Annotated in this window: 23 protein-coding genes; 10 read left to right on the top strand and 13 right to left on the bottom strand. The window is 53.9% G+C overall.

Going from position 1 to position 23,633, the window contains the following annotated elements:
• Positions 1-388: 388 nt before the first annotated feature.
• Positions 389-1,822: an NCS1 family nucleobase:cation symporter-1 gene (locus tag ACR0K5_RS10605; RefSeq protein ID WP_480629648.1), complete on the bottom strand. Its 1,434-nt coding sequence runs from the start codon at positions 1,820-1,822 to the stop codon at positions 389-391.
• 218 nt (positions 1,823-2,040) lie between these two features.
• On the bottom strand, positions 2,041-3,498 hold the full coding sequence (locus ACR0K5_RS10600; protein WP_480629647.1) for an NCS1 family nucleobase:cation symporter-1: 1,458 nt from the start codon (positions 3,496-3,498) through the stop codon (positions 2,041-2,043).
• Between the two features lie 111 nt (positions 3,499-3,609).
• Between ACR0K5_RS10600 and ACR0K5_RS10595 the strand changes: the two genes are divergently transcribed.
• Entirely contained in the window at positions 3,610-4,176 is a 567-nt protein-coding gene (locus ACR0K5_RS10595) for a recombinase family protein (RefSeq protein ID WP_480629646.1), read from the top strand.
• Between the two features lie 558 nt (positions 4,177-4,734).
• Here the strand turns inward: ACR0K5_RS10595 and ACR0K5_RS10590 are convergent.
• Positions 4,735-5,145 carry a helix-turn-helix domain-containing protein gene (locus ACR0K5_RS10590; protein WP_480629645.1) on the bottom strand — a complete coding sequence of 137 codons (411 nt, stop codon included), beginning with the start codon at positions 5,143-5,145 and terminating at the stop codon, positions 4,735-4,737.
• 68 nt (positions 5,146-5,213) lie between these two features.
• Here ACR0K5_RS10590 and ACR0K5_RS10585 point away from each other — a divergent pair, with 68 nt between their 5' ends.
• On the top strand, positions 5,214-6,611 hold the full coding sequence (locus tag ACR0K5_RS10585; protein ID WP_480629644.1) for an MFS transporter: 1,398 nt from the start codon (positions 5,214-5,216) through the stop codon (positions 6,609-6,611).
• Positions 6,612-6,842: 231 nt separating this feature from the next.
• Here the strand turns inward: ACR0K5_RS10585 and ACR0K5_RS10580 are convergent, their stop codons facing one another.
• Together ACR0K5_RS10580 and ACR0K5_RS10575 are read right to left on the bottom strand one after the other, a co-directional pair.
• Complete coding sequence (locus ACR0K5_RS10580) at positions 6,843-7,490, bottom strand: glutathione S-transferase family protein (protein ID WP_480629643.1); 648 nt, start codon at positions 7,488-7,490, stop codon at positions 6,843-6,845.
• 311 nt (positions 7,491-7,801) lie between these two features.
• Positions 7,802-9,739 (bottom strand): CocE/NonD family hydrolase, encoded by a 1,938-nt coding sequence (locus ACR0K5_RS10575; RefSeq protein ID WP_480629642.1) that lies wholly within the window; start codon positions 9,737-9,739, stop codon positions 7,802-7,804.
• A 107-nt stretch (positions 9,740-9,846) separates the two neighbouring features.
• Here ACR0K5_RS10575 and ACR0K5_RS10570 point away from each other — a divergent pair, with 107 nt between their 5' ends.
• Positions 9,847-10,764, top strand: coding sequence for a LysR family transcriptional regulator (locus ACR0K5_RS10570; protein WP_170400932.1), 918 nt, complete (start codon positions 9,847-9,849; stop codon positions 10,762-10,764).
• A gap of 388 nt (positions 10,765-11,152) precedes the next feature.
• Here the strand turns inward: ACR0K5_RS10570 and ACR0K5_RS10565 are convergent, their stop codons facing one another.
• The 3 genes from ACR0K5_RS10565 to ACR0K5_RS10555 all read right to left on the bottom strand — a co-directional run bounded on the left by ACR0K5_RS10565 (position 11,153) and on the right by ACR0K5_RS10555 (position 14,471).
• Positions 11,153-12,466 (bottom strand): alpha/beta hydrolase, encoded by a 1,314-nt coding sequence (locus tag ACR0K5_RS10565; RefSeq protein WP_480629641.1) that lies wholly within the window; start codon positions 12,464-12,466, stop codon positions 11,153-11,155.
• Between the two features lie 116 nt (positions 12,467-12,582).
• The gene (locus ACR0K5_RS10560; protein WP_480629640.1) at positions 12,583-13,329 is read right to left on the bottom strand and encodes an outer membrane protein; all 747 of its coding nucleotides are present in this window, start codon (positions 13,327-13,329) and stop codon (positions 12,583-12,585) included.
• Positions 13,330-13,397: 68 nt separating this feature from the next.
• Positions 13,398-14,471, bottom strand: a complete 1,074-nt coding sequence (locus ACR0K5_RS10555) for an AraC family transcriptional regulator (RefSeq protein WP_170400930.1) — start codon at positions 14,469-14,471, stop codon at positions 13,398-13,400.
• A 479-nt stretch (positions 14,472-14,950) separates the two neighbouring features.
• Between ACR0K5_RS10555 and ACR0K5_RS10550 the strand changes: the two genes are divergently transcribed.
• The 4 genes from ACR0K5_RS10550 (at position 14,951) to ACR0K5_RS10535 (ending at position 18,377) form a co-directional block, all read left to right on the top strand.
• Positions 14,951-16,006, top strand: coding sequence for a DUF1214 domain-containing protein (locus tag ACR0K5_RS10550; RefSeq protein ID WP_170334888.1), 1,056 nt, complete (start codon positions 14,951-14,953; stop codon positions 16,004-16,006).
• Positions 16,007-16,023: 17 nt separating this feature from the next.
• The gene (locus ACR0K5_RS10545; RefSeq protein ID WP_170694911.1) at positions 16,024-17,034 is read left to right on the top strand and encodes a DUF1254 domain-containing protein; all 1,011 of its coding nucleotides are present in this window, start codon (positions 16,024-16,026) and stop codon (positions 17,032-17,034) included.
• 40 nt (positions 17,035-17,074) lie between these two features.
• Positions 17,075-17,863: a transporter gene (locus ACR0K5_RS10540; protein ID WP_170400928.1), complete on the top strand. Its 789-nt coding sequence runs from the start codon at positions 17,075-17,077 to the stop codon at positions 17,861-17,863.
• Between the two features lie 160 nt (positions 17,864-18,023).
• Complete coding sequence (locus ACR0K5_RS10535) at positions 18,024-18,377, top strand: phosphate-starvation-inducible PsiE family protein (protein ID WP_170334894.1); 354 nt, start codon at positions 18,024-18,026, stop codon at positions 18,375-18,377.
• A gap of 384 nt (positions 18,378-18,761) precedes the next feature.
• On the opposite strand, the gene ACR0K5_RS10530 is transcribed toward ACR0K5_RS10535, so the two are convergent.
• Positions 18,762-18,980, bottom strand: a complete 219-nt coding sequence (locus ACR0K5_RS10530; RefSeq protein WP_237217120.1) for a GDCCVxC domain-containing (seleno)protein — start codon at positions 18,978-18,980, stop codon at positions 18,762-18,764.
• Positions 18,981-18,984: 4 nt separating this feature from the next.
• A complete protein-coding gene (locus ACR0K5_RS10525; RefSeq protein WP_170447553.1) occupies positions 18,985-19,308 on the bottom strand; it encodes a hypothetical protein in 324 nt (107 codons plus the stop codon).
• 98 nt (positions 19,309-19,406) lie between these two features.
• On the opposite strand from ACR0K5_RS10525, the gene ACR0K5_RS10520 reads away from it, so the two are divergent.
• The 3 genes from ACR0K5_RS10520 (at position 19,407) to ACR0K5_RS10510 (ending at position 21,592) form a co-directional block, all read left to right on the top strand.
• Entirely contained in the window at positions 19,407-19,796 is a 390-nt protein-coding gene (locus tag ACR0K5_RS10520; RefSeq protein WP_170637988.1) for a MerR family transcriptional regulator, read from the top strand.
• Between the two features lie 503 nt (positions 19,797-20,299).
• Positions 20,300-20,506 carry a cold-shock protein gene (locus ACR0K5_RS10515; protein ID WP_170430361.1) on the top strand — a complete coding sequence of 69 codons (207 nt, stop codon included), beginning with the start codon at positions 20,300-20,302 and terminating at the stop codon, positions 20,504-20,506.
• 87 nt (positions 20,507-20,593) lie between these two features.
• Positions 20,594-21,592: a fatty acid desaturase gene (locus ACR0K5_RS10510; protein WP_480629639.1), complete on the top strand. Its 999-nt coding sequence runs from the start codon at positions 20,594-20,596 to the stop codon at positions 21,590-21,592.
• Here the strand turns inward: ACR0K5_RS10510 and ACR0K5_RS10505 are convergent.
• The 3 genes from ACR0K5_RS10505 to ACR0K5_RS10495 form a co-directional block, all read right to left on the bottom strand.
• Positions 21,584-21,832 (bottom strand): ParB N-terminal domain-containing protein, encoded by a 249-nt coding sequence (locus ACR0K5_RS10505; protein ID WP_170447556.1) that lies wholly within the window; start codon positions 21,830-21,832, stop codon positions 21,584-21,586. The two genes, ACR0K5_RS10510 and ACR0K5_RS10505, sit on opposite strands and share 9 nt — an antisense overlap.
• Before the next feature lie 74 nt (positions 21,833-21,906).
• Positions 21,907-22,596 (bottom strand): hypothetical protein, encoded by a 690-nt coding sequence (locus ACR0K5_RS10500; protein WP_480629638.1) that lies wholly within the window; start codon positions 22,594-22,596, stop codon positions 21,907-21,909.
• Entirely contained in the window at positions 22,596-22,733 is a 138-nt protein-coding gene (locus ACR0K5_RS10495; RefSeq protein WP_170743319.1) for a hypothetical protein, read from the bottom strand. The genes ACR0K5_RS10500 and ACR0K5_RS10495 overlap by 1 nt, the downstream gene beginning before the upstream one ends.
• Between the last annotated feature and the right edge of the window lie 900 nt (positions 22,734-23,633).

Raw genomic sequence — 23,633 nt, 5'->3', positions numbered from 1 at the left:
ATTTTGATGCAGCTGCAGCGAATGTCCGCTTGGTGGCCTTTTGAATTTACCTTAGCTGCAGCAAAAGCCCGCTTGGGACCGTCATGCTACAGTTTGATGAGCCCCGGAAGGTTCGGCCAAAGTTTCATGCGGATGAATGTCCGCAAAGATCTCGATGATGTTGTTCTCTGGGTCCTTGAAGAACAATGTCCTGTGGGTCCAATCTTGGTTCGTCGGCGGTTCGCGACTGACACCAACGTAACCATCAGGGGAGCTGCGCCTCTGGCGAGAGGATAGCTGCTCCCTATTCAAACGGTTCGTCTTGAGCGTCACACGAACCTGACCCAAGCGATAAAAAATAGGGGTATTGTGGCGGGCTGCGTATTGCCCACCACCTGTTTCCAAACGCTTAGGCGTTTTTCTTGGCCATAGCGTTATAGATGACGCCGCCGAGGATCGCTCCGATGATCCAGGCATAACCTGACAGGATGCCAAGGGCCGGGACCCAGACCGTAGCGACCGAGAAAACCGAAGCGACGCCGAAGGCGATCAGGGCCGAGTCGTTCCAACCATTGCCATAGTGATACTCACCCTCCTGCATGTTGTAGAGATCGTCGCGGTTCAGCTCTTCTTTGCGGATCATATAATAGTCGACGATCATGATCCCGAAGATCGGGGCCAGTGTCGCACCCAATGTGTTCACGAATCCGGCGATACCGATATTCGAGATTATTGCTGTCCAGAGCCCGCCAATCACCAGCGCAAAGACAGAAGTTGCCAGACCCGCCTGACGAAAGCTGATCTTACCGGGGGCCAAGTTGGCAATGCCGTTCACCGCAGGGATGAAGTTCGCAACCAAATTGATGCCCACCGTCGCTGCGAAGAAGGTGATCGCTGCGATGATGCCCAACAGAACGCTGTCTGTCTTTTCAACGATCTCGGTCGGATTGATGATCTCTTCACCAAAGACCACAGCCGCGCCGCCGGTTGTCAGCAGGGCCAAAGCCGAGAACAGGATCATGTTCAGCGGTAAGCCAGCAAGGTTCCCCGCCTTCATGGACGCCTTGTCACGGGAGTAGCGTGAGAAGTCCGAGAAGTTGATCATCACGGCCGAGAAATAAGCAACCATGGTGCCGAAGATGGCGATGAAGCCCTTGACCTCGGATCCGAACGTGCCTTCGGGGTTGGCGAAAATGGTCGCGGTTGCACTCAGAAGTTGCCCATCGGCGCGCTGCCACAGCACGATCACAAGACCGATCATGACTGCATAGACGAAAGGCCCAGCGAAGTTGAGGAACGTTTCGACCCAGCCCATACCGCGCCAGAAGATGACGATGTGGAACACCCAAACGATGAAGAAGGCGAACCAGTCGATGCCGGTCAGGCCCAACATCTCGGCACCCCCTTCGGCACCCGTGATTGAGCGGATCAGAAGCGATAGCGCAGTCGAGGCGAAATAGACCTGAACGCCGTACCAGAACACAGCGACCGTGGCGCGTAACACTGCCGGTAGCTTGGACCCTGCTGTGCCCATACTGGCGCGTGCCAGAACCGGATAGGGAATGCCGTATTTTTCGCCCGGCGCACCGGATAGGTTCACCATCCACATGACGAACAATCCCGCCACAATAAGCGCCAGAAAAGCGGTCCAGCCACCAACGCCGTATGAGATGAACAGCGACGCGACAAGGGAATAACCAAACAGTGACTGGACGTCGTTCGCCCAGATGTTGAATATTGCAAACGCGCCCCATGTTTTTTCGTTGGGTGACACTGGATTAAGCGTATCGCCTTCCGGATCTGTCGTGCCTGCACCCTCGGCAGATGTTGCTGTGGTTACCATAATGGTCCTCCCGTTTTGGTACCGGGGGTATGCCCCGGAGTTTGCGGCAAAAGCCGCCTTTCGCTTCGGGCACGTGGCCCGAACCGTTGCCGTCGCAGAGTCGCGACGTTCATTCACATGTCAGTCTGGCTTTGAGACAAATCTTTCCCGGCCGACCACGCATAGTCGCGATCGGTTTCGCTGCCCTCAGGCATCGAATTGGCTAAGGTCTCAGCCGGTCAGCGCTTTGCAATTGCCCAGTAGAACACACCTCCAAATCCTGCGCCGATCACCCATGCAAAGCCCGAAAGTGTGCTCAGCAGGGGGACCCAGACTGTGAGAACGGAAAATATTGCCGGAAGGATGAACGACACGATTGCCGCCATGTTCCAGCCATTGCTGTAAAAGTAAGGCCCGTCGCGCGCCGCCGAGAACAGCTGATCAACATCCAGCTTACCGGATTTGACCAGATAGTAATCAGCGATGATGATGCCGTAGACCGGGGCCAGAACTGCCCCTAGCGTATTAACAAAGCCCAGAATGCCGATCTGACTGATGGTCGAGACCCACAAGCCCCCGATCACCAGCGCATAGGCCGACGTGATGATGCCAGCGACACGGAAATTGATCCGACTGGGCATCAGGTTGGCAAGGTCGTAAGCGGGCGGAATAAAATTGGCCACAAGGTTGATCCCAACTGTGGCCGCAAAAAATGTTGTTGCGGCCAAAATCGTCAACGGCAATGAATCGATCCGCGCGATGATCGCAGTGGGGTTGGTCAGAGCTTCACCCCAGATCGCGACGGTTCCCGCAGTCACGATCAGGGCGATCAGTGAAAAGAACGCGATATTGATTGGCAAGCCCAGCAGGTTACCTTTACGCATTTCATGTTCTGACCGCACGAACCGCGAGAAATCCCCGAAATTGATGACGACGGCGGCAAAATAAGCGATCATTGTGCCGACCACGGCTGCGAATGCACCCAGCTGACTTCCTTGATAGCTACCGGTTCCGCGAAAGATCGTTCCAAGCTCGCGCCAAAGATCGTTGCCAGCCTCAATCCAGATCATGACAGCCAATGCCACCATCACCGCATAGACGAATGGCCCCGCGAAGTTGAGGAAGCCCACAATCGGATCTATTCCGTTCCAGAACAGGGCAATCTGAAAGGACCAGACAGCCAGAAAGGCAATCCATTCTATCGCGCTGAGACCCAAAAAGACCGGAGGCCCTTGCGTTCCGATCAATGCGACCATGGCCAAGGCGAGCGCAGTCGAGGCGAAATAGGTCTGCACGCCGTACCAGAAAATGGCCACAATCGCGCGGATCAAAGCCGGGAAATTTGCGCCCCGCACGCCCATACTTGCGCGCGCCATGACCGGGAAAGGAATGCCATATTGGACGCTGGGTTTGCCGATCAAGTTGACCAGCCCCATGACGATGAATCCGGCCAGCACGATGCCCGCAAAAACAGCCCAGCCATTCAGCCCATAGGTCAGAAACAGAGAGGCCGCCAACGTGTATCCGAACAGTGATTGCACATCATTGGCCCAGACATTGAACAGCTCAAACCAACCCCAATCGCGCTTGTTGACGGGCACAGGTGCCAGATCCTCGTTATATAGGCTGATATCTCTGGGTGCTTCTGAAACAGAATGCTGCATTGAGTCCCGATCACTCGCTAAGGCGATTGTCATTGCACAGGTTCAGCGCTATGATCGTGCAGAACTGCGTGCAAATAGACGGTCATAAATGCGTGCAAAAGTCAAGAACTTACTGTGAAACCAATTCTATGAGACTGATTTAGAATGGTAAAAATAGGATATGCGCGGGTATCGTCAAAATGGTATCGAAGCGAAGTTCAACTCAGCGAGTTGAAGCGCCAGGGATGTGATCGCATCTGGAGTGATACCACGCAGGACGGCAATGATCGGGGGGAAACTCTGGAAACTTTTTTGGCGGATGTATCCGCCGGGGATGTCATCGTTGTCTCACGCCTGTCTGCGATTGCCGACTCTATCGCCGAACTAGTCAACCTGTTGCAGCAGATTCACGAGAAGGGGGCCTCGTTCCGGTCCATGTCCGAGCCCTGGATCAACATCGAAGATGGACGGGCTGAAATGGTTCTGGAGATCTTGACCGGTGTTATCGACTATGAGCTTGGGCTGGCTGATCTGGAAAGCCGCACCGTAGAGGATCGTCCCAGGTCTTTCGGCCTTAGCAAAGGCCGCCCCAAGAAACTGACTGCAACGGAACGCGAAGAGGCACTTTCATTGCTGTCCATGGGCAAAACTGCCGCGGAAATCGGCCGGATGTTGGGCGTGAGCAGGTCTACGATTTCGCGACTTAAGACCACGCTGCCTGAAACGAGTTAGATTGTAATTCTCGTTCTAGCTGATGCTTTGACTACGAAGTCAGGTGACCATTGGCCACATTCCGTCCTCAGGGAGACTAGCCGAATTTGATAGGAATGAAGACAATCGTTTCCCTAATAACAGCCATTTGCGCAAGCGCGGTGAATGCTCGTTTAGTTACGTGTCTTACTTTTCTGACCGGGCTACGGCGAATTTACAGTTTCGGTTCCGTCCAATTCGACATCCGCGAGTGACCGGATCGGAGACACGCGCTGCGCCGCAAGAACAAATATGCCGCAAATGCGAGGGGATGCTGCATCAGCGAAGCTAGAAAGCCCAATTTCGGTTATGTCCGCAGCCCTGCCATCTGTGAAGCGCCTGGGAACGTCCGGAATGCGCGGATTGCGACGTGCTGCACAGGCGAAAGGCGAAAGCTTGGCCGACGGCAGCAATGGGCTCTACGCACCAGTTCGGGCACGTCGCAGAGAAAGTTGGCAGTGAGCCCATTTTAGCCAATGCTGCAGTGAACCCCAATGGACGCTACCCAAGGGAAGGCTGTCCTTAGGGTATGACGGTTCTTTATCGTCCTTTGGGGGCTGAAGCGCGCACTGCAAATTGCACAAGGCGTATGAATTTTGGGCAGTTCATATGCGTGTCCGCAGAGCAATCTGCCACGTGACGAAGCGCATCGCGAAGCCTAGTGAGACCCCGGATCTGCTCATCGAGCGCATCCGCGCGGAGATGCAACTCTGCCCGCGGCAATTGCGGCGTTCCATCTTTGGCGAACATGCCTTTGATTTCTTCAAGAGAAAACCCCGCCATCTTTCCCAGCGAGATCAAGGCAAGCTGCGTCGTTACCGGCGTGTCGAACTGCCGCCGCAGCCCTTTCCTTGCGACCGAATGAATAAGTCCGATTTCCTCGTAATAACGCAAGGTCGATGGGGGAACGCCGCTAAGTTCCGACAATACACCGATATCAAGCAATTTCATGGTTGACCTCAAGTCGACTTGAAGTTGCAGGGTAGCAATCCTCTGGCAATCTAACAAGTGAATCCACCATGATCGACACGTCACAGGCCCGTAAGCCCACGGCCATTCTGATGGCTCTCACAGCCGCAACTCTGACCGCATCGTTGGGTATCAGCATTGCCTCGGTCCTGCTTCCCTCGCTGGCACTCAGCTTCTCTGCGACGGTGTCAGACGTGCAATGGGTCGTGCTGGCCTACCTCATGACCGTGACGGTCACCATCGTCTCTGCCGGGCGGCTTGGCGACCTTTTCGGCAACCGCCGGGTTCTAACCGCCGGGCTCGTCGTCTTTATTACCGCGTCGGTTCTGAATGCCGTTGCTCCAAGCCTTAGCCTGTTGATTGCAGGACGAGCTCTGCAAGGGCTTGGCGGAGCAATTCTGATCGCGCTTCCCATGTCTATCGCGCGCAACCTTGTTCCGACAGAGCGGCTTGGCACGGCAATGGGCTTGCTCGGGACAACCTCTGCGGTCGGGACGGCATTGGGCCCATCCCTTGGCGGCGTACTGCTGGCATGGGGTGATTGGCGTTTGGCTTTCTGGCTTCTCAGCGGCTTTGCCTGTTTGACGTTTCTCATGTCGGTTATCTCCATTCCGCGCGCTTTTGAGCGGAAGGGCACGTCTTTCCGGGAACTGGATTTACCGGGGACGTTTCTATTGGTGGTTGCTCTGGGCGCCTATGCCCTCGCGGCAAGCGGAGGAGCCGCTGGTGTTCCAGTTTCACCGGGTGTGCTGTTCACAGTCGCGCTGGTCACAATCGTCCTCTTCGTGATCGTCGAAGCGCGTGTCGCATCGCCTTTGGTGCCGATGAGCATGCTGTTCGACCGGACGGCAGGTTTTGGGTTTTTCATGAACGTGGCTGTAGGCACGATCATGATGTCCACGCTGGTCGTCGGACCGTTCTTCCTGGCCTTTTCGCTGGGGTTAAACGAGGCGCTCATCGGTCTGGTGCTGGCGGTCGGACCTGCGACCGCCGCACTCTCCGGATTTCCGGCAGGGCGATTGACAGATCGGCTCGGTGCGGGTCGCGTAATGGTCATCGGTCTCTTGCAAACAATGCTGGGTCTGCTTTGCCTGGCCCTCCTCCCACGGTATTTCGGAGTCGGCGGATACGTTGTCGCGCTCATTGTTCTGACCCCGGGATTTCAGATGTTCCTTGCCGCCAACAATACAACGGTTTTGGCCGACGCGGCGCTAGAACAGCGAGGCCGCCTCTCGGGCTTACTCGGCCTGTCCCGCAATCTCGGTCTGATGACGGGAACCGCTGTCATGTCAACGCTGTTTATTACAATTCTGGGAACCGGTAATGCCGCAAAAGCCCCCGCCGACGATGTTGCCTATGCTTTTTCAACGACCTTCCTGGTAGCCACAGGCCTGGCCTTGGCCACGTTGGGTTTGGCCATCTTCAGCCAAGTCGGGCGCAATCGATAACGCCCAGCCCAGCGGCGTGAAGTTACTGGGAATGAAGGATGATCGAACAAGAAAGTGTGTTTCATGATCTGCGCGCAAGAAATTTAGGGTCCTGCTCAAATAGCACCGGACCTTCCTTCTTGATGCGGTGAACTCAAACTTTGTCCGCGTTGCGGTCGTTTGATTATCGTCCGCTCAAAGCAGACCCAGTTCGGATTCACCGTGCATCTGACACCATCAACCCGGCACAGTTCAGGTTTCCGGAGTCCAGCCACTGCCCACGGCTTCATCCCGTGCATCCTGCACTGCGGCGAACGCCTCGAGGCTTTCGCAACGTAGACGGTGTGCGTGAAGTAGAGGATATCGGACAACGCTCTCCAACATTGGCAGCACCCTTTCGAGATACTGCATTGCCACGGCCACTGCGAGGTCGGCACGGGAAAAGCTCTCCTCGAAGAACCAGTCTCCAGATAGTCGGTCCTCTAGCCATTTGCATGTCGAGCCGATCTGCAGCTCCAGTCGCCTCCTCCAAGCGGGATCGCTGGTTCCGGGCGCCCGCCTGTTGTGCTCAATCCCGCGTTCATAGATTTTCTCGGCCAAAGTGACACCCACAACCTCAATCTGAAAGACACGCCGCCTTTCAGGTTGTTGGGTCGGGGCAAGCCGTCGTTCGGCGGGCGCAGTTTCATCAAGATACTCGATAATGGCGCGGCTATCGAACAGCGTTTCGCCATCATCTAAGATCAACGACGGGACCTTCCCCATCGGATTTATTGCGAGCATCGCATCGAAGTCTCTGAACACCGAGAGCACCCGACGTTCAAACGGGTACCCATAGTGGAGCAATGCAATCGCAACCCTGCGAACGAAGGGAGAGTCGAATTGTCCAACGAGTATCATGTTTTTTAACTCCACGCTTCACTTGATCCAAGCTATTTCGAGTAGCCTGAACTGTATACCTCTGGGCAACGGAGTCGGCTCGTGGAAGTTCCGCTCAGTGGCTCGCAACGGACTTCCGATGGCCGCCTTTTAACGGTCACCGCGATTATTGCGTATTGGACCGATTTAGCTGCTCCATACGTTGAAACGATCGTTCAAGCTAAGAACGGCGAAAGCGCATGAAGAGCCCATTTTGCTTGATGCTGCGCACTATACAAACGAACATTGTTCGCTCAAAGCGGACCTGATCCATTTACTTCACAGCCGGGATCTCAGTCTACCTCGCGCAGGATTGGCAGCGGCTCCCCTTTGGCAATCGGCTGCGGTGTGCTCGCGAATTTGACGATGGGAAGTTCAAGATACGGTGAAGAAATCGGGAATTCTCCGGGGTGACTGCCACCGGTGTAGACCGTATGAACACCAACATTGACCAACTTTGTATGCTGATTGTGCGGTGTAAAGCTCACATTTGACCCTGCAATGATCAGTTCAAGTGCTTCACCTGCTTCGAAGTAAACGGCGGTTGGCAGAGTTTCGATCTCCAGGTAATAGGCCTCACCGGGTGTGAGGTTCTGAACCTCATCCAAGGCATAGATCGTCCGGTAGTCAGGGACCGGATGCCCATTGTAGGTATCAAGGGTCTTGCGAAGGCTTGCGCGTATCCAGCCTCGGGTAAACAAGCTGTCACTGGCCAGAAGGTTGATGAAGTACTGGACTTCACCGTCAGCGCCGCGTTTGCGCAATCCGACAAATACATCCATGTCGACGGCTGTATTGGGGTCATCATCGCGCGCTCTGGGATCCATCAACACGTCCGGTGAGGCGATCAGGTGTAGCTTCGAATACCCGGCGATTTCGGTTGGTTCCTCAAAGGTATGGCTGAAGATCAGACGGGGATTGGTTGTTTCGGGATCATCAATGACAACAACATCGGAATCGTATTGAGTGATAGCTGCGCTCGAAGGTTCATTGTCGCCAAGTGTCATGGTGACCGCGTCGAGGTAATACCGGCGATATTCCGTGCCCGGCACAGGCCAAGCATCTACATACCGGTCGTGAAAGAGATTGTCCCCATGCATCACCTCGACATGCACTGGTTCGTTTTCCAGTGCTTCGCAGGCATCCGTCACATCTTTTAGGTAACAGTCCAGAAACACTCGCTGCTTGTCACGGGATTCATCTTGGTTCGAGACGCTCCATTCTTCCCTGCCATGGGTCGTCAGATAACGTGGGACACCTGCGATGCCGAGCCGTCTGTAACCTTCAAAGCTACCACGGGAGTGCAGGCCTTGAGTGCTCCACGTACCAGCGACCAGCGCTGGTACTGCAATGTTCTCGACATCCAGGATCGGGGGGATTTCAAATTCAGTCAGGTCGGGAACAAGATCCAGCGGGATCTCTGAAAAAGTCAGGCCAAATTCAGGTTTGGTGTCAGGATCCTGAAACGCGGCTGATTTCCCCGAGAGCCAATATGGAATGAAGGCGGTTTCCTGAATTCCACCATTGAACAGATCATCGCGAATGATGTCAGATGATCCTTGCCAGACAATCATTGCATCCAAACCTTTGGGCTGTGTCGCCGCGACCAACCACTGGATGATACCCAGATAAGATGTGCCTTGCGTTGCGACATTGCCATTTGACCAACCGGGCCCGCCATTCTCCGTGCCACGGGCAATCCACTCGATGGCCTGCTTGAACGCGTCAACCGTTGCTTGGCTGAAAGGATCTTCCGTACCAGGCGATTTCCCGGTTCCCGGAGCATCAATGATGACCACCGCGTACCCGTGCGGCACGAAGTAACCGGGATCAGCAGCTTCGAACGGGGCGACATCGCTGATATTCATGTCACCGAGGTTAAGCCCGATCTCCCGGTTGATATTGCCGCGCGCCGTATGCACATAACGGCTTGGTCCGATATCCTTGTCATAGGCGGTCAGGCTGACGATCACAGGAACAGGGCCCGCATCCTTGGGGTAAAAGACATTGGCGGAGAGTTCGGTTGTTCCTGATCCATTGTCATTAACCGGGATCATGATGGTCTCGATCATTGTCGCTTCACGGTCAATCGGGTAAATGGTTGTCAGATCATTTCCGATGCGTGCCGTCAGCGGATGGCTGAACATCTGATCTGATGCCAGTTGCGCCACCGCAGGATTGGCCGTGGCACCAAGGCAAAAGATTAACGCTATCAATGTCTTTGAAATCATGCGTTCTCTCCGGTTACGCCATAGCCCATCACGTGGAAAATTGTAGCCCGTCAGCCGGTAGTTGTGATACGGCCAAGAAGGATGAACGTTCTTCAGGATTGAATAACATGCCGCGCCCATCTCCCGATGATATTGTGGCCTTTTTGGCGGTCATGCAGACCGGATCGACCCGTGCAGCAGCAGACGTGCTTGGTCTTTCGCAACCAACCGTAAGCCGACGTATTGACGCCTTGGAACATGCCTTGGGGTTGACCCTGTTCGAGCGCAGTCCGCGTGGATTTGATCCCACGTCGGTGGCTCGAAAACTCTCCGGTGAGGCAGCGCAGGTTAAGCGCGCCCTTGAAATGTTCGACAGTACCGCAACCCAAATTCGAAAATCCGTTACGTCCAAGGTCATTCGCGTGACATCTACAGTTGAAGTGTTTGAGCGCATCCTTAGCCCGCTCCTGTCCCGCTATGGTGAAACGGCGCCAGAGGTTGTGTTCGAAACTGTATTGACCAACCAACCGCTGGATCTTGTTGCCGGTGAAGCGGATATTGCGTTTCGTCATGGCAACAAAGGTGATGAGGCGGAATTGACGTATCATCACCTGGGTGATGTGAGTTGGGCACTCTATGCCAATCAGAACAAGCTGACCGATCTGCCGACACCGATGGACCCTGGTGAATTGTCGGGCAAAGAATGCGTGCTTTTTGAGCATTCGGTTGGGCCACAAATCGTCCGGGCCTGGGCGGAAGGTTTGTTTGCGCAATCCAAGATTGTCTTGCGGTGCGATACCCTACAGGGAGTATTGTCTGCGGTTCGCAATGGTGTTGGATTTGCGCCTTTGCCCTGTAGCGTCGCCGCAGGATTTCCGGAACTCATCAAATGCCTCGAACCAGACAATGGCGTGGCGGTCCCGTTCTGGCTCGTCTATCCCACGAAGGGAAACCAGCAGTATCTGGTCGACTTTGTTGACATGGCGTACAAAGAAGCAACGGCGGTGATGAATGCACTGGAAGCCGAGGCCGGTAGCCAAAGCTGATGATCAGCGTTTCTTTTTTGTTGCCAAACTAAGTTCATCAATTCCCTATACACCGTCAATTGGCAGGAAATCGAAGGATGTAATTCGTACATATTTTATTTCTTGATTGTCGACATGATCTATTGCGCACAGTCGATTTGCCCACATAGCTGACGTTGGTGCGCTCGCAGCGAATTGACACTTTTGTCCGCACAGCCGCCGTTAACCACGTTGGGACCGACCGCAAGCCCGACAGAAAGCGTCAAATGTCTGGTTTGAGCCCACTTCTACCGATGCTGCGCGTTGCTCGAACGTCAGCTTTGCGTTGAGCATTCTAGGTGCGTTGTCAGGCTCATAGATTAAATCCAGAAACTGGTTCTAATGGTTCTGACCCACTGGAGTCCCAGTACTAGCTGCCATTTCGAAAGCGTTGCAGTGTCTGCGGATAATTCGATGGAAAACTCCAGACAGCTTCGCCCGGAGCACGCACAAGCCCGCGCGCTTGAGGATCTCGGTCTGTAAGCAGAGAAATGAACAGGTCACTGCTGGCCCAGGGCGAAGACCGAAAGTACCAATGCCCGTTTCCTGTATCGGCTGCTTCGGCCTCGGTCACATCGATGATATGTAGGGTTTTCATCTCAGACAGTCGGCGCTGGAACAGAGACCCATTTATTGCTTCATCGGAAACTTGACCCAGACGGTCGCGGCCGAAGACCAACCGTGACATCGCCAGCGCTGAATCGGTCTGCGATTGATAGAGTGTCACACCTATAACGGCATCCAGAAGGCCGTCTTCAATTGATTGCAAGAAATAGCTTCGATCAAGATCGCTGCTGATCAGGATCAACTGCCCCAGCCGCGGCTTTGGCCCAGGCCGCAAAGCAATCTGATAGGCGGCTTCAAATGCGAGCCTTGAGCCTGCGCTGTATCCTATAAGGTGAATGCGCCGGGCGTTGGTGTTTGCCGACAAGTATTCGACAAGAGACCGCAAATTGCGGCGCGTCGCCAATGCAGATTCCTGATCCCGAAAATACGCCAAGCGATTGGGTGTAGCGGGCCAGTTGTAGCTGATGAAGGCGCCCTGATAGCCCAGAAAGTGTTGCAACTCTTTGGAGACAAGGGTCGAGTAATCAAAATCGACATTGTAGCCATGGACATAGATGAAAATGTCTTTGTTGCGAGAGGCTGCAAGGTGATCGTCAATCCATTGGGCAAACCGAAGTCCGGCTGCCTTCATCTCCTTTTGCGAAGGTGGATCGTTCATGTAGCGCGTGACACTGAACGGCATGACACCAATCTCTTGTACGTCAGACAAGCTGAGCGTGTAGTCCTTAGCGCGGTCGCGCGTCATGGTAACGTGGCGAAGCTTTTTCAACGTCGCCAATGGGGGGTTGCTTTGCACTTCGCCAATGCCGGTACGCAGAATGTGACCGCGCTCATTGTTGTAATAGGCTTGTGGGTCGCCGGGAACCGCGGGCAGCCGATCTGTAGCGTAGAATAGCTGCGAACGCTGCACGAAATTGTCTTCCGTGATGTCCTTGTAAGGGTCAAAAGCAGCCTCGGCATAGACCGTTGGGGAGGGCATCAGTTCAATTTCGTCATAGATGTTTGGCCCGCAGGCAGCGAGGACACAGAACGAACACACGGTTGCCGCAGGCAAAGCTCTGGCAATCAGTCGCCTCGTCGTTCCTTTTCTGAATTGCCTTTGTCCGACTGTTCGCATCCGGCTGCAATTGTCGGTCCCAAGCATGTCGGCACCGCTGCTCGCGCCTTGGCGCAACTTCGATACTACAGACCTGTTTGTGTTCGGCATGGCCGCCTTTCGCATAATGCCCTTACTCAGAAGCTGTAGGTCACACCCAACACGGGTCCGAATTGTGAGAGCTTGAACCTGCTGTCAACTTCACCTTTGTCGACCATGATGTAGCGATAACCTGCGCGCAAATTCCACTTTGGAGCGATCGCATAACCTACCGTTGCCAAAAACTGTGCGGTTTCGCGATCTGAGCGAAATCCACCATAGTCGGCCAAGGCAACGGCCGACCATCGGTCATTGATCTGATACCGGATACGGGCCGCAATCAGAGGGTCTATCCAATCGTCGCTGGCACTGGAACTTGGTGCCGGGGTGGGGCCGCCGACCAGAGTGATCGTGCTGCTCGTCTCAAACCAGCGAAACCCGCCACCGAGATCGACGGCCAGGTTTTGGTCTTGATAGGCCGTGTAAGCGGCATATCCACTTAAAAACTGCGTCTTCAGACTGGTTTCAGCGCCACTGAACACCGGGCCGGGAGTGTCATTGTCAAAGGACAGGTCTGTGCGCATGTAGTCCGCGATCAGCGACCACCGGCCACTTCGCGCTTCAAGTGTACCCATGAATGCCAGATCAAGGTTTTCAACCGCTTCACTGAAGCTGAGTTCCGACTCCAGCGATCCAATGGTTGTCTTGGTGTCCGCCGCGTAGATGTAGAAGCTGCCGGAAAAACTCCAGTCGGAGTCCTGTGCCACTGCTGTTGATCCGCCGGGCAGTATCGTCGCCGCAACCAGAAAACTGCTTGCGATACACCGTATTTTTAAGCACGCCATGGCCCGCTCCCCCCTTTGCCTATCCCGAGTTCGAGGCGCGGCAAAAGATGGGCCGCGCCGTTGTCCTGTTACGTTTCACAATCGCATTCGACCGGGTCGAGTATCGGAACAGATGCCTTAACGCTATTCATTTCACGGGCGCGAAACTCTGACGGTGTTTGACCCGTCCATTTCTTGAAGGCCCGTGTCATGGCCGTCGCGTCAGAGTATCCCAAATGATCAGCGATATCGCCCACCGACAATTCAGACTTGGAAAGCAGATGTTTCGCCTGGTCACATTTGGCTTCGATGACGATGCGCGACAGTGATGTCCCATAGGCAGCAAGCCGTCGGTTGAGAACCGCGCCTCGAAAACCGCATGCCTTGGCGAGCGCCGTAGCCGACAAGTCCGTGCGCCCGACCCTTGAGTTGGCAACGCTTTGGATCGAACTCAACAAGTCTGTAGGTACAGGGTTTTTTTCGTCCTGAGTGGTCAACACGTACTCGGTCGCGGTTCGGTTAACCAGTTCAAACAAAAGCCAGGCACTTGGGAAGCGGATGGAATACCCGTCTGAGCCCGCACCTACCGCCCGGATACCGTAGAAGTAAGACGGGAGCAGATCAGGACGGTTCACACGCACAAGAACCTTATTTGCTTCCCAACGCTGACCTGCGGTTTCATGCAGCAACGTAGCCCATCGGCTGATCTGAAACGCATCCATATAGGCGGGCGAACAGCATGGCGTGAACCTGCGTTTGGCGGACAGCACGGCGAACTCTCCAGAGACATCGAGTGTCATGGTGACCGCGTTTGTGTTGTTTCCCGCATGAACGCAAAACCTGGCAATGAAATCGGCCAGCGACTTTGCTACGCGAAAGGCCTGTCCGAATGGGGATGCAACGGTCGGATCTGAAGTTTGACCAACAAGTGCTGGAAAGTCTGGGGATGTCTTTTGTGCGACGGCTTCAAACACGGCATAGACAGTGTCGTGCGGAATGAAACAACTCGGAGCGTTCAATTCCGAGAAGGATAGATCGAATTCCGCTAGGAGACTTTCTACAGATTGACCGGATTCTTGAAACGCAAGCAAAAGCGGCACGATAACCCGCCCGCGTGTAAGCGGCGGTGTTCTGTGTTGAGCATGTGCGTCATGCCCTGTCATCATAGCTCCTTAAGACCCCGCAATTGAAAGGTCGGGCACGTCAAGCATAGACCAGCGCGGCTCTGTGTCCCTGACCTGCGTCAAAGCGGAAGTCACTTTTTGAGGTAAAAAAGTCAGGTGCCCGCTGGTAGGGGCTCAATCGAATTGAACCACGCTACCCGCAGAGAGTGCGCTCTAAGAGATTGACATCACCACACGAATAATAGGACCGCCGTCGGGTCAATATGCAAAGAGAGTTTCTAGTTGTTGGCCGAAACGCTATCGCTACCTGTCATTTTTAACCAGTTTTCGGAAGCGGTCGCTCCAATCTGTCAGGGCATACATTCGAACTTTGTGGTTTGTTGGAGAGAGATGGCCAAGGCTCCAATTGTAGCATTTTAAAAAACAACAAAATGAGAGGCGTGAGAATGCGCTTTTGATCAGGTGCCGGGACCATCAAGCAATGCATTTCTGTAATTGGCTAGTGGAGCGGGCAAACTATGAATCTCACGCACAAACGCTGGAAACTTGCTGCTTTAGCTGTCCTGATTGGAAGCACAGCGACCGCTCAGAGCTTTGATACCACGGTCGATGCACTTGCTGAGACATATGAAGTGCCCATTACCATAAACAACTTTGTTCGGGCTGCTACAGACAATGAACTGAAGACGTACAATGGCCTGGCCGGAGGCGTAAATCAGTTCTTTCACTTCAAAGAACCCACCCCCATCGACAATCAGCCCACCATTCGGATGAATCGCGACACGCTCTACAGCGTTGCGGTTATTGATATCAGCCAAGGCGCAACCTTGACTCTGCCCGATGTGGGCGACCGATACATGACGACGATGGTGGTCAATCAGGATCATTTCATCAATGAAGTGTTCGACGGTGGCGGTGTGTTCCAGCTTGACATGGGTACATTCCATACCCCCTACGTACTTGTTTTCATGAGAATACTGGTGGATGCCGAGAACCCCAAGGATGTTGCGGCGGTCAATGCAATTCAGGACGGGTTCACCATTGATGCTGCCTCCGCGACGCCCTTCGAGATGCCCAATTACGACGCGGAGAGCTTTGAGGCGCTGCGCCAAGCCGCAATTGAGCTGGGCAGGTTCGCCACAGACAGCGTCCGGACTTTTGGTAAGGCAGATCATGTAGACCCATTACGCCATTTCCTTGGCACAGCAGTCGGCTTTGGTGGGCTGCCAGAAGACGAGGCCTTTTATCTTAATATCGAGCCCGGCCTGCCGCTTGGGGAATACAAAATCCAGGTCCCGGCGGATGTGCCAGTGAACGCATTCTGGTCCGTGAGCCTTTATAATGCAGACGGGTTTTTTGAACTCAATTCCCTCGACACGTATGTGGTCAACTCGGTCTCAGGCACCAAGAATGACGATGGCAGTGTGACCGTGCACTTCGGCGGTTGCAACGACGGACGTGTGAACTGTCTCCCGATCATGGATGGCTGGAACTATGCCGTGCGCCTTTATCAGCCGGGCCCAGAGGTCATCGACGGAAGCTGGGTCTTCCCCTCCGTAGAACCCGCAAACTGAACAACAGGATGCTTACGATGAAAAAGCTTCTTCTGACAGTCGCGCTTACACTCCCGACAGGCGTTTGGGCCGAAGACATGGTCGATGTGACCGTCGACACCCTTGTGCGCGCCGAGACAGATCACATGTTTCGGACCAACATGGCCAATCTCGGCCTCGCTGTTGGCGAATTGGGGCATATGCGCGAAGCCACCACACCGGATAACCAGCCCGTCATCCGCATGAACCAGGACACGCTCTACTCCGGCATTCTGCTGGATTTGAGCGAACCCGTCGAAGTGACACTGCCTAAAGCGGATGGCCGCTATATCTCGATGCATGTCATCAATCAGGACCACTTCATGTATGCCGAGGCAGAGCCCGGCACGTATCAAATCACACAGGAAGACCTTGGTACGCGCTTTGGTTTCATCGCGTTTCGCACATTCGTCGATGTGACTGACCCGGATGATATTGCCGCCGCGCAAGCGGCACAGGATGGAATTGTCGTCAGCGGCGGTGGAACGGGCCCGTTTGACGCGCCCAACTGGAACACCGAACAACTTGCCACTGCGCGTCAGGCGATAAACGATTTATCCTTGCTGGGCACCGATTCAGCCCGCGCCTTTGGCAGAACAAAGGACGAGATTGATCCGGTTCAGTTTCTGGTCGGTGCGTTCTCGGGTTGGGGCGGTCTTCCGCCTGAGGCCGCGATCTATCTGTTGGACGCGGTCGATCAGAATGACGGCGAAACACCGCATGCGGTAACCGTCAAGGATGTGCCGGTTCGGGCGTTCTGGTCGGTGACTGTCTATAACGGTGACGGCTTTCTGGAAGCCAATGATCTGGGCGTAAACAGCTACAACGGTTACACAGCCGAAGCAGCAGAAGACGGCTCGGTCACGTTGCATTTCGGTGGGTGCGACGATGGCCGCGTGAACTGTCTGCCGATCACTTCGGGCTGGAACTATGCGATCCGCCTTTATGAGCCGGAGGATGCAATCCTGAACGGCAATTGGACCTTCCCGAAGTTGGAGCCGATCAACTAGGCCACTCGCCCAACCTGCATTTCAAAAGGAGTACACGGCTATGCGTCGATCCCATACTCTTATGGGGCTGCTTTTTGCAGCCAGTGCCGGAACCACAACCGTTGCAGACGAGGCATCCGATCTGGCCCAGGAACTGGCCAACCCGCTTGCGGCAATCGTCTCGGTTCCGTTTCAATTGAACCATGATGAAAATCTGGGCGTCTCTGATCAGGGCTCGCGCACCACGCTGAACTTTCAACCAGTCGTGCCCTTTCAACTGAACGATGACCTTAACCTGATCACCCGAACTATCATTCCTTACATCTGGCAGGAAGACGTTGTGCCGGGCACACGCCAGGAGGGGTTCGGAGATATCCTTTTCTCTGCGTGGTTCTCGCCAATCGGAACCGGGGACATAACGTGGGGCGTGGGTCCCGTTGTGCGCTTTCCAACCTTTAGCGACGTATCGAGTGATACATGGGCTGCTGGGATCACCGGCATTGCACTGCGACAGACCGGTCCGTGGACCTATGGTGCGCTGGCCAATCATCTGTGGGATCTAGAAAGCAACCCCGACACCCCCACGAATGTGAGTTTTGTCCAGCCCTTTCTTGCTTATTCCACCGAAGGCGCGTGGACCTATTCGCTGCAAAGCGAAAGCGCCTATGACTGGGAAACTGATGCCTGGGCTGTGCCTATAAACGCTTCGGTCTCCAAGCTGGTCCAATGGGGGGCGCTGCCGGTCAATCTGCAAGCGGGGGCGGGCTATTGGCTCGAAGCGCCCGAAGTGGGTGCCGAAGGCGTTCGCTTGCGTTTGCAGGCTCAGGTCGTCTTGCCCAGAGGGCGCTGACGTTTGGCTGAAGAACTTTTTATGAAACGTCGAAAATAGGGAGGTCTTGATGGCCGATCAGATGCAACGCAATGCGCAAGCGCATGTCGAGCTTGACCCTGACCATTAGGATCTGATTGTCAGAAGCTGCAATCGGCTCATTCGACACGCCGTTCGGGTGATGTCTTTGTTCATGGTCGTTGTGATCGGATTTGCCGTCATCGACGCCGGTTACTCGTTCTACATCAAGCTTGTAAGTCCACCGGTCCTGATTCTTGACGTCAGTGTTCTGTTGGAGGTTTTTGCGGCCGCGCTTGTTGTGCTGATCGCTATCGAGATTTACACGAATGTCACGCTCTACCTGACGGCCGATGTCATACATGTGAAGCTGGTAGTTGCAACTGCCCTGATGGCCGTTGCCAGAAAGGTCATTACACTCGATACGACGGACCTGGAGCCGCTTTATTTCGTTGGGTATTCTGGACTCGGTCTGGCGTTTGGTGTCACGTATTGGTTGCTGTGGCGTGGCAAGTAGATATTTCAAAGGACGCCTGTATCGACGCTGGCATAAGCGAGATCGCCGACATTAGTGTTTTTTTGAAGCCGCAATCGCCTCCTTATTCAGCCAAAGAAGAAACGCTCGAAAATCTTAAAGAAATCCGGAAGCAGACCTTGGCACCTGCCCGGTGAAAGTTCCCTTTGTCCCGCAATACAGACTTTGCACAGATTTCACTGAATGACCAAACCGAGCCCAACCTGTACCCTGGATTTTATTGCTGCATGCGCTTGCAGCAGTAACGACACTGCAACTGCCGAATACCTTGTGCGGCCAAGCAGCGGAAAAAACTGTCATTCATGCAAATAGCAGCGATGCTCGCGGCGGCGGCTCACAGTTCGCTCAACAAAACCGTCCTTCACTTCATCCGCAACAGCTATCGCCTAGCTGAATTGGTGGACACGGGACCGTGGCATATGAACAGTAAACACAACAGTCGCCTTCCAACGGCTTCAAAACTGTTTTGCACGACTTGCATTCATAGAACCACTGGCAAGCATCCGTTGGCATTTGCTCGGTTTCACTGTGGCCGCACTTCGGGCAAATCAGGGTGCTTTCTAGGACTACAGTTTGTTTTGTCATAGTCTCACATCTGCATGATCAGGTAATCGTTAATCCATGCCTCGTTAAACACAACGACCCAACCCACGCCGGTGATTAGAGTCGTTCCTGCAAGCCACCATTTCAACGTCGGCAAGGAACCGCGCCGATAAGATACCATCCATGATATCACGACGAGCGCCGTTGACATCGTCAGCACATAGTAACTCGCTGCGGCAACCTTCCCAAAGATTGCCAACCAACTGCCACCCAGCCCCAGTAACATCATCGTCATGGGCAAAACGCAGCAAGTCGCGACGCCAAGCGCTGATAGCGATCCCAAATAGCTGAGGCTAAGGTACTTCTGCATTCTGTTTCCCTGATGGACTACGTCGCGCGGAGTTGTAGAGACAACAACCTCTCGTTTAACTTCTGTAGCCACTACAGGATCAAGACAGGGAATCTCACATGTTTGCGATTGGGGAGGCATCCCGGCAAAGCGGTGTCGGAATTGATACTATCCGCTACTACGAACGCGAAGGGATCGTGCCGAAACCAGAAAGGGCATCGAATAATCGACGCATGTACTCCGCGCACGATGTTGGACGGCTTCGTTTTCTAAGGAAGTGCCGAGACATGGGTTTTTCGCTTGCCGATGCAAAGGTGCTTCTCAACCTATCCGAAGGTGATAGCGAGGATTGCCAATCCGTTAAGGAACTGGCCGAGCTTCATATCTCCAATGTGCGTATGAAGATAATCGAACTTAAGCGATTGGAGGCCGCCCTGAATGAACTTACGGCCAACTGTAACATCGGGAACGTTTCTTGCCCGATGCTTGCGCAGATACGGACCTACTAATGGCACTTTGAGGCTCGCAGTCGCCCTATGCCAACGCAGCATGACCCAAGATTCGGGCCGCGCAGAATCTACCGTTCGTTAGAGAGGTCAACTCGTTGATTTAGCAATGTTTCAATCACTCAATGAACATTTGTGCCTTGCCGCGGTGTTCTTGAAGCACGCGGCGATTTCGGACAGTGAGCCCTACCTGCCGTGCCTGAGCAATCAATTTGCTGCATACGCATTCGGCAGGTTTTATCGGAAGCCGACCTCTGATTTCCGAACCACAGAGCAATGGTTCTGCTTATCTTTGTCCCAAATTGGGCTGGGCAGACTTAGATCTTCTGTTGCTTTCCGTTGTATCAAGGCTTGTATCGTGTGTACTCGAAGTCCATATACACAGGGCTTACGTTTTTCTTTTTCGACCTGCTGTCTCCCAAACTCGGCGTTCAGTCTTTCGATTCAGACCGACCACGCCGAGTCGCCGCAATAATGCGGGCGGCAAGTATTAGGAGACTTCCACCATGGCAAATGGCACAGTAAAATGGTTCAACTCGACCAAAGGTTTTGGCTTTATCGAACCTGAAGATGGCAAGCGCGATGTGTTCGTGCATATCTCAGCACTTGAGCGTTCCGGCATCAGCGAATTGAAGGACGGCCAGAAGGTCACTTTTGACGTCGAAGCTGGCCGTGACGGGCGCGACAGCGCCGCCAATCTGGCACTGGCCTGACCTTTTACGGGCACCCTTATGGGGTGCCCGTTTGCACAATGGGCTGCTAAAAGCCCTTGGAGAACAAGTCAGTTGCAACAGCAGGAATTGACCCGGGCGCTCGCGCAATACCGTGTGCCCGATACGAAGCGTAGCGTTATTGAACTGACAATCACTGTCATCCCCTTTTTCGCGCTATGGGGCGCAGCGTGGTTTGCGCTATCCCTTAGTATCTGGGTCACTGTTCTATTGGCCATCCTGAACGCCGCATTTCTGGTGCGTATCTTCATCATCATGCATGATTGTGGTCACGGATCTTTCTTTAGAAGCCGCACCGTTTGCAATTGGACCGGCCGGGTTCTGGGTGTTCTCGCCCTGACACCCTATGACGTCTGGCGGCAAAGCCGTGCGATTCACCATGCCTCAACCGGTAACCTTGATCGGCGTGGTATGGGTGACATTCCTACATTGACCATTGAGGAATACCTGAAACGGAATTGGTTCGGGCGTGCCGCTTACAGGTTAATCCGGAACCCCTTCTTCCTGTTCTGTATCGTACCGGTCTACACGTTCTTTTTTCAAAATCGCTTGCCCTTTGGTTTCATGCGGTCAGGCTGGCTGAATTGGGCAAGTGCAATGGGAACAAACGCCGCGATTGCGGTGGTCCTGGCTCTGATTTTTTGGACCGGAGGCCTGGATGTACTGGTTTTTGTATTCCTTCCAACCATGATCGTCGCCGCATCGATTGGTATTTGGCTATTCTATATTCAACACCAGTTTGAACACACGACTTGGGAGCGGGAAGAAGTGTGGAATCTTCAGAACGCCGCATTCTATGGAAGTTCTCACTACGCCCTGCCAGGCATCCTGCGGTGGTTCTCTGCCAATATCGGTGTGCACCATGTTCACCACCTTGCCAGCCGCATACCGTTTTATCGGCTAAACGAGGTTTTGCGTGACCATTCCGAGTTGGAAAATTGCCAGCGTATTACTCTATATGAGAGCCTTCATTGCGCACGATTGCATCTTTGGGATGAAGAAAGTCAGCGCCTGCTGACGTTTTCTCAGGCTTTGTCGAACGCCAATCCCAACAAGAGTTTAGTGTAATCTGGCGCGCACCAAAAAGGCGTCGACAGTATCACCGCCGAGGGCGCGAATGGCCTCTAGTCGGTGAAGGCCTTCAATCAGCACGAACCTCTTGTTGTCCGCGCGTATCTGAATCGGGGTCTTCTGGCCGTTCTTCAGGATATCTTCGGCCAGCGTCAGGACTTTTTGCTGATCAAGTGTTTTTGCACGCTTCACAGGTACATAGATCAGGTCGAGCGGGTATGGTTTCTTCTCCAGCATAAGCTACGTGTGCAACCTTTCGTGCATTTGTTCCGGTTCAGAGTTCTCTACAAAAGCGGGGGCTGGAACGTACGTCATAGAACCGAACGAACAGCGTCGCGCAGTTCCTGATGCATAATCCAAGTTGCTGGCTCATCGTCACTTTCGATGTGAGAAAATGCCAGGACCTGAGCGGCGCCATCATTCTGTACCGATCCGGCTTCGGGTAGGTCCAGTTCCAGATATTCTGCGATCAATAGTCCGATTTTCTTGAAAACCTTGATGGAGGCCTCGCGTGATTTGTAACCGGCTGCCTGAGACAAGTGACCAATGGTCAGACCTTCCCTACCTGCGATAGTAAGTGCTTTGAGCATTGTGACCTGCGCAGGGGTGAGCCTGATCTGGCGCAATGCCTCTGCATATTCTCTTGCACTGGGAACGAGCGTGCCGGAGTTTCCTTCCAAACGTCGTTGACCGCTACGTTTCCTGTCTCGTTCTTCGAGAATTCCTTTTAAGGCTTCAATGGCCAACGCTGGTGTTTCACCAACTGCATCGGCAATCATTACCTGCGTTTTAGCTGGTGGCTTGGGGAATGCGCGCGCAACGCTGTTACCGCTCAGAATGCCGGCCTTAATCAAGTACCTGCCAAACTGTTCCTCAATCACACCGGCTACGTCAGCGTTCCGCGACTTACGAACACTGCGTTCCTGAAATGCTCTTTGTTCTAGGTCGCGAATTGCCGATATTGGGTGCCGGAGGCTAACCTGAGGGGTGCTTTTACGCATCAGAGAAACACCACCACAATTATGGCCGCAACAATCACCGCCAATGCGACAAACATCTTTATGCTGTAGGACCAGCGTTGCGCCTTTTCGGCTTTGAGTATTTTACCCAGGTTTTCGTCAATCGAGTTATGGTTCACGGATTCGTCCTTCCGGATATGTCAGGAGGTATTGGTTCCCACCAACCTATTGTCGCGGCACATTTTCGGTGCACTTATCGTTCTGTCGTGTAAACGGCCGATTGCATTCCCAACCGTCACCTCTCCGATTCAAGTGAGCATTTGAAGGGACAAGGATCGCAATGCATCTGTCCCGGTTTGCGCGATAACCTCGTTTGCATTTCCATCCAGAAAAGGTTTCAGGCGCAAGATATGCATGCTGTGGAATTGCCACAGGTTCACAGCTACTCTCCGCTGCCCTGTAACCTCTGAGGCACACCCAACCATCCGCGCTGTTTTTGTCAGTCAGGCGGCCGTTGCTCGGGACATTAATCGCAACACAATCCTGATCCTCCTTACGAAATCCCCAGTTGCAGTGTATTTCTTGTACGCCAAACCTAGTTTCGACGTACCCATTTTGAGGTGAAATCACCTCTTCACACTCGTCCCCGATACGCTGGAACAACCGGTTGCATTCCCACCGATCTCCGGTTGAGGCAAGATAGGCATTTTCCGGAACTCTTATTTCCTCACAGAGTTCTCCAACGTTTTGAAAACCATGATTGCATTCCCAGCCGCTGCCATAGGAGCTACCCGTCAAATATGCGTTTTTTGGTACGTCTGTTCTTTGACACGATCCGTTCTTGTTTTCGAAGCCTTCGTCACAGACCGATCCATCAGCATTGCCTGCGACTTGGGCAGGAAGCTGCGTTCCGGAGAGCAACACCAAGAGTGTCGGGATCAAACAAAGAATGCAGCGCGTAAACACGATGAATGACTGATTGAAAAGGAGCCTGAGACCTGATCTATCGGGCATCAAACACGCAATTTATAAGCCATGTGCAGTTCATACGGCGCCTTCTTTCATGGTTCACGCGATGA

It is taken from the genome of Ruegeria sp. AB9, from assembly GCF_056542585.1.
The sequence above is the reverse complement of the archived record's forward strand: the minus strand, read 5'-3'. Positions and strand labels throughout refer to the sequence as shown.